The organism is Hymenobacter sp. AT01-02, from assembly GCF_000961955.2.
GTDB classification, from domain to species: domain Bacteria; phylum Bacteroidota; class Bacteroidia; order Cytophagales; family Hymenobacteraceae; genus Hymenobacter; species Hymenobacter mucosus.
Window position 1 is genome coordinate 80,746 of record NZ_JZIR02000045.1, and the last position, 9,624, is coordinate 90,369.

10 protein-coding genes are annotated in these 9,624 nt (G+C 53.1%); 6 read left to right on the plus strand and 4 right to left on the minus strand.

Annotation, left to right across the window (positions count from 1 at the left end; genetic code table 11):
• Nucleotides 1-253 precede the first annotated feature (253 nt).
• A complete protein-coding gene (locus VI25_RS14780; protein ID WP_045688052.1) occupies nucleotides 254-619 on the plus strand; it encodes a PadR family transcriptional regulator in 366 nt (121 codons plus the stop codon).
• A 48-nt stretch (nucleotides 620-667) separates the two neighbouring features.
• Nucleotides 668-3,370 (plus strand): PspC domain-containing protein, encoded by a 2,703-nt coding sequence (locus VI25_RS14785; protein ID WP_055562619.1) that lies wholly within the window; start codon nucleotides 668-670, stop codon nucleotides 3,368-3,370.
• Nucleotides 3,371-3,688: 318 nt separating this feature from the next.
• On the opposite strand, the gene VI25_RS14790 is transcribed toward VI25_RS14785, so the two are convergent.
• The 3 genes from VI25_RS14790 to mce all read right to left on the minus strand — a co-directional run bounded on the left by VI25_RS14790 (nucleotide 3,689) and on the right by mce (nucleotide 6,217).
• Nucleotides 3,689-5,107: a CCA tRNA nucleotidyltransferase gene (locus tag VI25_RS14790; RefSeq protein ID WP_045688050.1), complete on the minus strand. Its 1,419-nt coding sequence runs from the start codon at nucleotides 5,105-5,107 to the stop codon at nucleotides 3,689-3,691.
• Between the two features lie 39 nt (nucleotides 5,108-5,146).
• On the minus strand, nucleotides 5,147-5,728 hold the full coding sequence (locus VI25_RS14795; RefSeq protein WP_045688049.1) for an L-threonylcarbamoyladenylate synthase: 582 nt from the start codon (nucleotides 5,726-5,728) through the stop codon (nucleotides 5,147-5,149).
• A gap of 81 nt (nucleotides 5,729-5,809) precedes the next feature.
• A complete protein-coding gene (gene mce, locus VI25_RS14800; RefSeq protein ID WP_045688048.1) occupies nucleotides 5,810-6,217 on the minus strand; it encodes a methylmalonyl-CoA epimerase in 408 nt (135 codons plus the stop codon).
• Between the two features lie 153 nt (nucleotides 6,218-6,370).
• Between mce and VI25_RS14805 the strand changes: the two genes are divergently transcribed.
• The 4 genes from VI25_RS14805 (at nucleotide 6,371) to VI25_RS14820 (ending at nucleotide 9,027) form a co-directional block, all read left to right on the plus strand.
• Nucleotides 6,371-7,585: an IscS subfamily cysteine desulfurase gene (locus tag VI25_RS14805; RefSeq protein WP_045688047.1), complete on the plus strand. Its 1,215-nt coding sequence runs from the start codon at nucleotides 6,371-6,373 to the stop codon at nucleotides 7,583-7,585.
• Between the two features lie 97 nt (nucleotides 7,586-7,682).
• On the plus strand, nucleotides 7,683-8,099 hold the full coding sequence (iscU, locus tag VI25_RS14810; protein WP_045688046.1) for a Fe-S cluster assembly scaffold IscU: 417 nt from the start codon (nucleotides 7,683-7,685) through the stop codon (nucleotides 8,097-8,099).
• A gap of 92 nt (nucleotides 8,100-8,191) precedes the next feature.
• A complete protein-coding gene (locus VI25_RS14815; RefSeq protein WP_236705070.1) occupies nucleotides 8,192-8,512 on the plus strand; it encodes a hypothetical protein in 321 nt (106 codons plus the stop codon).
• Nucleotides 8,513-8,700: 188 nt separating this feature from the next.
• Complete coding sequence (locus VI25_RS14820) at nucleotides 8,701-9,027, plus strand: HesB/IscA family protein (RefSeq protein WP_045688045.1); 327 nt, start codon at nucleotides 8,701-8,703, stop codon at nucleotides 9,025-9,027.
• Between the two features lie 92 nt (nucleotides 9,028-9,119).
• Here the strand turns inward: VI25_RS14820 and VI25_RS14825 are convergent, their stop codons facing one another.
• Nucleotides 9,120-9,389, minus strand: a complete 270-nt coding sequence (locus VI25_RS14825) for a hypothetical protein (RefSeq protein WP_052695120.1) — start codon at nucleotides 9,387-9,389, stop codon at nucleotides 9,120-9,122.
• Nucleotides 9,390-9,624 lie beyond the last annotated feature (235 nt).

Consider the following 9,624-nt stretch of genomic DNA (forward strand, 5'->3'; position numbering starts at 1 on the left):
ATACATATTTATAGTGCGGGCTTCTGAAAACAAAGCTCTACCACACGCATAAATCGTGCTGAATCAGCGGATAAGGCTTATTCAGGTTACAGGCCAGTAATGCTGCATCTGGCCTAAGTACCAAATCAATTCCTTTTTGGTCATGAAAATCAATTCGAGAAACGCAACCAAAATTTATTTCTACTAGTACCTTGTGTTACATAGTACCTTTAGTTACCTTTGACTCATTCTTCACCGATATCTGCCTCAGCCCATGAAAGTCGAGAACACCCAAGTGCAGATGCGGAAGGGCATCCTGGAGTTCTGCATTCTGGAAATCATTGCCCGCGGGGAGGTTTATGCGTCGGACATGCTCGAAGAGCTTACTTCCGCCCGCATGATTGTGGTGGAAGGCACGCTCTACCCGCTGCTGACTCGCCTCAAGAACGCCGCCCTGCTGGACTACACCTGGAAAGAATCTACCAGTGGCCCGCCCCGCAAGTACTACACCCTCACCGCAGCCGGCCAAGAGTTCCTGCACCAGCTGCGACTTACCTGGGAGGAAGTACAAGACTCCATTCGCATTATCCGCCAGAAGCCTCACTCCAATGGTAGCGCGCCCGCGGTAGTTCAGCTGTAAGCTGACCCGCCCGCTTCCTAGTTTTTCCCGAATAGTTGCAGCACTGAGATGAAAAAGAACATCAGCATCAACCTTCAGGGCATGATCTTCCACATTGAGGAAGATGGCTACGACGTGCTCAGCCGCTACCTGGCGGAAGTGAAAACCCACTTTAGCGGTTACCGCGGCCACGAGGAAATTGTGGCCGATATTGAGAGCCGCATTGCCGAGCTGTTTGCAGCTCGCCTCTCTGGCCTCAAGCAAGTCATCACCTTGGAAGACGTAGAAGCTATGACGGCTAAAATGGGCCGCGTTAGTGACTTCCAAACGGCCGACGAAGCCGAGGATGACGAGGAAATCCTGGCCGAAGCCGTAGCCAGTGGCTCGGCCCAGGGTACCTACACCGGTTCGCGCCCTTCTGCTGGCTACTCGGCCGGAAGCAATGCAAAATCGGCTACTACGGCGGCCGCTGCCGAGGAAGAGGACGGCACCAAGCGCCTCTACCGCGACATGGCCAATCGCAAAGTGGCAGGGGTAGCAGCTGGTTTGGCCCGCTACTTCGCCGTCAATCCCTTATGGATTCGGCTGGGGTTTCTGGCGCTGATGATTGTGTTTCCTATCCTGCTGGATGGTACTCCACTGGAAAATTTCAGCGAGAAGCTACCAGCAATATCCGTTCTAACCTATATCATTCTCTGGGTAGTGTTGCCTACTCGCTTCGATGGCACGCCAACGGACGAGGACCCCGTATTCAAGAAGCTCTACCGCGACACGGATACGGGCAAAGTCGGGGGGGTTTCGGCGGGGCTGGCCGCCTACTTCAAGACTGATGTGGTACTGATCCGGATTCTGTTTATCGTGGGTCTGTTTGCCGGAGGCTTCGCCTTGCCGCTCTATATCATCCTGTGGATTCTCTTACCGGAGGCGAAAACGGCTTCTGACCGCCTCCGCATGCGGGGCGATGCTGTAACCCTATCGGCTCTCGATAACAACCTGCGTAACAGCCCTTTTGAGGAAGGTGCCACGCCCGTAAACAATCGGCCCGTAGGCACCTTTCTAGAAAACTTCTTCACGAATATCCGTCCACTAATCAACCTGTTAGGATCTGCTATCCGGGTTTTTGTGGGTGGAGTGATGACTATCACCGGCTTTTTCCTGCTGTTGGCCCTCCTGATTATGCTGGGGGTGGGCCTGGGTATGATTCCAGAATCGGACAACGTTTTCATGGGCCCATTACCCGCTTACACGTTCTTCAATGGCCTTTCGCCTTGGGCTGTAGTGTGCTTCTTCTTGATGACGGCCATACCGGCACTGGCACTGCTGCTCGCGGGCCTGGGCTTGTTACTCCGCCGCACCATCCTAACGCGCACTGCCTCGCTAACCCTACTGGGCTTGTGGCTACTGGGCATTGTAGGCAGCTCCGTAGCTGGCACCCGCTTGGCCCGCGAGTTTCAGCATGAGGCGGAGGTAACCCAGTCTACGAACCTGTCTCCTCTTACTAGCGCCCAACTCGTGTTAGATCGTCGTTACTCGGATAATGGGGAGTGGGTTGATCTGGACTTAGTTCCGGTAGATAGTGGCCAGATGCCTCGCTTGGAGCGCATTATTTCTGCCAAAGGCGCCACAGAAGAAGATGCCCGCCAGACGGCCGCTACCTCCGTAGCGCACTCCATCCGGATGCCCAATGACTCTACGCTCAGCATCGACGACCACTATACCTTCCAACCCGGTGCCCGTTTCCGCGGCCAGGAAATGCAGTTGCGCTTGCTGATTCCACGTGACCGGACATTCCGCATGAACGAATCATTTTCCAACTGGCTCGAAGATGACAACTACGTTAACGGCCGCGCGCCCATTCACCCTGAGCAGCATACCTACCGCCTGCGGGGTAGCAAAATTGAGTGCATTGGCTGCACTGAGGAAGACTTGCGTGGTGACTCCAACGACGGTGGCTACGACGAGCCTAATGCGGATTACGAAGCTGGCCAGGCTGATGCAGACACTGACAGCACTGACACTGATATGCACATCAACATTCATACGGATGAAGATGGCGACAATGTGCGGGTTGATGTAGAATCGAAAGCAGCCCAATTCTCCGCCGATCCAGCTCGGTACGGCAGCGGCCGGCGCTCCTTCGCCGACCTGCGCGACTTCTCCCGCATTGAGGCCAGCGGAGCATATTACGTGCACGTCCGGCAGGGCAACGAGTTCAAGGTAGAAGCTGCTGGTAGCGACCAGGACCTGCGCCGCTTGCGCGTCACCCGCGACGGTGACCAACTCGTAATTCGCTCTCGCGACGTGGGCTTTATGCCCAGCCTATCGTTTAGTCAGCATCCCGTGCTCATACGCATCACCCTCCCTACCCTGCGAGTAGTAGAACTCAGCGGTGCTTGCCGCCTCAACGCCGCTGGCTTCCAAAATGAGGATTTGAAAGTTGAACAAAGCGGTGCCTGCGTGGCAGCGTTGGACGTAAATGTGCCTAACCTGTCAATTGACATGAGCGGCGCCTGTCGTACTGACCTCACTGGACAAGCTACCTTCCTGAGTGTGGACGCCTCCGGGGCCTGCCAACTCAACGCCCTTCGCCTGCCTGCCCGCCGCGCCGAGATAGAGATGAGCGGTTTGGGTAAAGCGAAAGTTCGGGTACGGGAGCAATTACGTGTTGACCTCAGCGGCGACAGTGACGTACTCTACGCTGGTGACCCTGATAATGTCCAACAAGAATTGAGCGGTTCTTCTCACGTCACCAAAATTTCTGATTCCGAGTAACCTATACCTTATCAGCTAGATGCCCTAGCGCCCCGGAGGCGGATGGCTGCAACCCTCTTTCTCTTCATGCGTTTCACACCTTACTATCTGAATCTTGCCCGAAAATATGCTGGGCCTGAGCAATGGTACTGGCATCAGACGCATCTAGCATTGGAAGAATACGAATAAGGGGTCTACTTAGTGAGTGAAGGTAAGACCCGGAGGAAGCTGCTAGCCCACCCCCTGCTGCAACAGGCGGGCTACAGCTTCCTCCTTTCCTTATGTGTTGCCGTAGCGCGGTTGGGTGTGCCCTGCACTGGGTACCCCAACCGCGCTGTTTTATGCTGAAACTACTGCCAAGCCTTTCTGCTGACCTAGTTCTATCAGCAGAGCAAAGGCATCGTCATACTCGTTGCGCACTCTGCCTTCCAGGATAGCTTCCAGCAGGGCCTCTTTCAACTCTCCTACCTCACGGCTGGGCTTGAGGCCAAACGTCTGCATGATGATTTCGCCCGTAATGACGGGCTTGAAATTGCGCAGATGGTCTTTCTCTTCTACTTCCTTGATCTTTTCCTCTACCACGTCGAAATTACGGAGGTAGCGCGCCACGCGCTGATGGTCCTTGCTGGTAATATCGGCGCGGCAGAGCAGCATGAGGCGGTCAATATCGTCACCAGCTTCAAATAGCAGTCGGCGTACGGCCGAGTCAGTCACGATTTCCTTCACCAAGGCAATAGGCCGTAAGTGCAGGCGCACTAGCTTCTGCACTTGGCGCATTTCTTCCCCGAGGGGTAATTTGAGGTCAGTGAAAATGCCTGGAACCCAGCGGGCACCTTTGTCCTCGTGCCCATGAAACGTCCAGCCTACCCGTTTGTCGTAGCGCTTGGTCGCCGGCTTGGCAATATCGTGCAAGATGGCGGCCCAGCGCAGCCATAAGTCGCCCCCGGCTGCCACTACGTTGTCGAGCACTTGCAGAGTGTGGTAGAAGTTGTCTTTGTGCGCGTGCTGCCCCACTTTCTCTACCCCTTGCAGTTGCGCCATCTTAGGAAAGATAAGTTGCAACAGGCCGCAGCTGAACAGCAGCTTAAAGCCATAGCTGGGCTTCGGGGCCATAATAATTTTGTTCAGCTCCGTGGTAATCCGCTCCTGCGACACAATCTTGATGCGTTCCTTATTGCGAGCTAGGGCATCAAACGTATCTGGGTCAATATCGAAATCAAGCTGAGTAGCAAAACGGATGGCCCGTAGCATGCGCAAGGGGTCATCGGAAAAAGTAATATCCGGGTCAAGAGGCGTGCGGATAAGCTTGCGTTGCAAGTCCCCTATTCCGTCGTATCGGTCTACCAGCGCCCCAAAGTCGGCTGGGTTTAAGCTTAACCCAAGGGCGTTGATGGTAAAATCGCGCCGGGCTAGGTCTTCCTCTAAGGTGCCCGCCTCCACTTCCGGTTTCCGACTTTCGGCCCGGTAGCTCTCCTTACGGGCGCCCACAAACTCCACCTCAATTTCGGGCGTGGGCAGCATTGCTGTGCCGAAGTTTTTAAACACCGTCACGCGTGGCCGACCCGGCAGCTTGCGGCCAACCAGTTGAGCCAACTGAATACCATCCCCTACGCACACAACATCTACATCCTTACTTTCCCGCCGCAGCACGAGGTCTCGCACGTACCCACCAATGACGTAAGCTGGGAAGCCCAGTTCGCCGGCGGCATCAGCAATAGTTCGAAACAGGGGTAGGTCGGGAAGCTGTGGAGTGTTCATGCGCAATGTCGTTGAGCGACAAAGGTACGGCCTCCAGGTTTAGTCGCGTAGCACTTCTATGCCTCCATCGGCCAGCACCCGCACCACGCGCGATGGTACCGCCGGGGTAGTATCGTCTTGCCGCCAATAGGCCACATAGTCGGCTTTGCGTACTACCGCTGGGTTTATTTCCGTAAACGTAGTAGGGCTAGGCTCCCCGCTCAAGTTGGCCGAAGTAGATACTAGGCCATGACCAAGGCGCCGGATTAACAGGCGGCAAAACTCATCCGTGAGCACTACCCGCAGGCCAATGGTACCATCGGCAGCTAGGAGGTTAGGAGCCAGATGACGGCTACCAGGCACTACGTAGGTAGTAGGGCGTGTTTGGGCTGCCAGCAGGTCTGGCAGATTATCGGGCACTACATCGGCGTAGCGAGCAAACATCTGCTCATCAGCCACCAGCACAATGCATGCTTTTTCTGCCGGTCGATTCTTGAGCTTGTACACTTGTTCTACCGCCCTCGGAACTTCGGCATCGCACCCAATGCCCCATACCGTGTCCGTGGGGTAGAGAATCACTTGCTGCATAAGAAGCGCATCCACAGCGGCATCCACCTCTTCACGAAAAAATTTAGCGTTCATCCTATCAACAGAGAATTAGTCATCACCGTGCGTAAGGGCGGTTGTGTGCACTACACCAGTGCACGCAAATGAGCAGACAGTTCACTGCTTTATTTCCTGACATAGTTCCACCAATACGCCGCCCGCTGATTTGGGGTGCACAAAGCACACCAGTTTGTTGTCGGCGCCACGTTTGGGCTCCTCGTTCAGAAGAACAAATCCCTCCGTGCGGAGCCGGGCCATCTCGGCCCAAATATCATCTACCTCAAACGCTACGTGGTGAATACCTTCGGGCTTCTTCTCTAGGTAGCGGCTGATGGCACTCTCAGATGAGGTAGCGGCCAGCAGCTCTATCTTGGAGCTTCCCACCTGAAAAAACACAGTATCCACTGCTTCAGAGGCTACGTGTTCGCGCTTATAAGGAGCTTGGCCCAGCAACGCCGTATATAAGGAAGTAGCAGCTTCCAGGTCATTAACTGCGAGGCCTAGATGTTCGAGATTGGTGAGCATAGGGTGGAGGAAAATGCAAGCTAGCCGTATGGTGCGGCTTCTTTGTATTTGTTCTACTTTTGTAGTGCAAATGTGGGAAGAAACTAAAACCTGTTCTGTAGTTTTAGTGTTCTACCTACGAATGATTCTCCGCTGAAACCAGAACCCCGAGCCATGCTCAAGCTACCTATTTACCTCGATAACAACGCAACCACGCCGCTTGATCCACGCGTTCTGGAGGCCATGATGCCGTACCTGACCGAGGTGTTCGGCAACGCAGCCTCGCGCAACCACCCGTTTGGTTGGGCCGCTGAGGAAGCCGTAGATTATGCTCGCGAGCAAATCGCCGGCTTAATTAACTGCGACCCCAAAGAAATCATCTTCACTTCAGGTGCTACTGAGTCGGACAACCTTGGCATCAAAGGAGTGTTTGAGATGTACTCTCAAAAGGGTAACCACATCATCACGGCTACCACGGAGCACAAAGCAGTTCTGGATACTTGCAAGCACATTGAGAAGCTTGGAGGCCGGGTTACCTACCTGCCCGTGAATGAGCTAGGCCTGATTAGCTTGGAAGAGTTGGAAGCTGCCATGACGCCCCAGACTATTCTGGTGACCATCATGTACGGCAACAACGAAACGGGTACCATCCAACCTATCCGCGAAATTGCAGCCATTGCCCATAAGCACGGCGCCCTCTTCATGACGGACGGCACCCAGGCAGTAGGCAAAGTTCCTGTAGATGTCATTGCCGATGGCATTGACCTCATGGCTTTCACTGCTCACAAGATGTACGGCCCCAAGGGCGTAGGCGCCCTGTACGTACGTCGCAAAAACCCTCGCGTGAAGGTAACCGCCCAGATGGACGGCGGTGGCCACGAGCGCGGCATGCGTTCGGGTACTCTCAACGTACCAGGTATCGTAGGTCTTGGTAAAGCTTGTGAGCTTTGCAAGCAGGAAATGGAGGCCGACACGCAACGCTTGAGCGCCATGCGCGACCGGTTGGAGCGTGAGCTCCTAACCCTGGAGGAAAGCTATGTAAACGGTTCGCGTGAGTACCGCTTACCTCACGTTGCTAACATCTCCTTTAAGTACGTAGAAGGCGAGGGTCTCATGATGGGCGTAAAAGACCTAGCCGTATCATCCGGTTCGGCTTGTACGTCTGCCTCCTTAGAGCCATCTTATGTACTGAAAGCCTTAGGTTTGAGCGATGACTTGGCGCATAGCTCCTTACGTTTTGGCCTTTCCCGTTTCAGCACCGACGAGCAAATCGATTACGCCATTAACCACGTAAAAGAAGCCGTTACCAAGCTGCGCGAAATGTCTCCTCTGTGGGAGATGTTCAAGGAAGGCATCGACCTGAACTCTATTGAGTGGGCCGAGCATTAATCTAGAAGAAACAAACGAGTACAGACTTGAGCCGTGAGACTCTTTTGTCTGTCCTGTAGTAGTCTCACGCCTCACATCTAATTTCTCCTTACACATCATGGCTTACTCCGATAAAGTAATCGACCATTACAGCAACCCGCGCAATGTGGGCACGCTGGACAAAAGCAAAAAGAACGTAGGCACCGGCCTTGTTGGCGCCCCTGAGTGCGGCGACGTAATGCGTCTGCAAATTGAAGTAGACGAAAACACCAACACCATCACCGACGCCAAATTCAAAACTTTCGGCTGTGGCTCTGCCATTGCTTCCTCATCCTTGGCTACGGAGTGGCTGAAAGGTAAGACGGTTGATGAGGCACTAGCCATCGACAACATGGAGATTGTGGAAGAGTTAGCGTTGCCGCCCGTTAAGATCCACTGCTCCGTACTGGCCGAAGACGCTATTAAGTCTGCTATCAATGATTACCGCGTAAAGAATGGGCTACCTGAGCTAGAAATGGCTAAGTCGCACCACTAAGCGTTAGAAGCAAAAAGATACAAGGTGGGAATCTAGGCAAGCATTACGCCTAGGTTCTCACCTTTTGTTTCTCCTATCTAATTCATTATCCTATGGACGTCACTCCCTCCGACGTACACGTAGAAAGCGCCCGCATTCAGCGTCAAATAGAAGACTACCTAGGACTTGGTCCGGGCAATCTACTGTTTGAGTTTCGGCAGTTAGATGCTCAAACACGGCTAGACCTTATTACGGTAAATCCGCGCCACCAGCAGAGCTTCTTGTTCCGCTATGAGACCGGATATGATAGGTTAGATGTTCTGCGCAAGATGCTGGCCTATGTGCAGCGTTTCCGTGATGAGGAGAGCTCATATACCATTCAGTGGCGAGCCGGGGTGACAAGGAGCTTCAGACCTCTTATTTTAGGCTCATAACGCCTACGAAGCACTGGATAAGCTGTACTACGGCCGCGACTTAAACACAATTACTGTATTTAGCGTGGTGCTCAATCCTAGTTCTTAGAATAATTCTGAACAAGGATCTTATCTTTGATGTTCTATCCGTAGAAATTCCACACCGCTGCCGAGTTGGCATTCAGGATGTGGGCTAGCCTCACTTCACCATGATTACTGTTTCTGATAAAGCCAAGGAGAAAGTTGAAAAGCTCATGCACGATGCAGAGCTAGACTCCACCTACCGTTTGCGAGCCTCAGTGGCTGGTGGCGGTTGCTCTGGCCTCAGCTATAAGCTTGATTTCGACAACGAGGTAAAGCCCATGGACCAGGAGTTCGAGGATAAGGGTGTGCGTGTGGTAGTGGATATGAAAAGCTTCCTCTACTTAGCTGGTACTCAACTCGATTTTTCGGACGGTTTGAACGGGAAGGGCTTTTTCTTTGACAACCCCAATGCATCTCGCACCTGCGGATGCGGCGAGAGCTTCTCCGTATAGTTACGCTTGGATGTATGCTAACAAAAAAGCCCCTGTTACTGGAACAGGGGCTTTTTTGTTGGTAAGGTGTGAGTAACCGTAGCTACAGCTACCTATTGCTTAGCGGGTGTTTCTTCTACTAAGCCTTCGGTTTCTTTATTCTGCACTACAGCTGTATCACCAGCTTCTGGAGCCATATCAGACTCTACGTTATCTGCGGCGTTGCTAGTAGCATCGGCAGCCTTTTCAGTGGCATTGCTTACGTCGCTAGCTGCACTTTCAGCTGTTGCTTCAGCATTCTCTTGCGTTTTCTCAGAGCAAGCAGTAGTAGCAAATGTTGCGAAGGCCGCAGCCGCTAACAACGTTTTGAAGGAAGCTTTCATAGCTCAATGGGAGTAGTGAAAAGTCAATGTGTTGGCCTTATACTTATGAAACAGGAAAAAGGTCTCATTCGCTCTCACTTTTAATTGTTACGCTTATAAGTGTTAGTACACTTCTTATACCTGTGGAGTCTTGCCTTATAGAGGTAACAACGCTCCATAATGGTTTGTAAGCTCAACTATCCCGGAAGCAAACTCCTACCTTTCTAGGAACAAAAAGGCCTCCTGAATTCAGGAG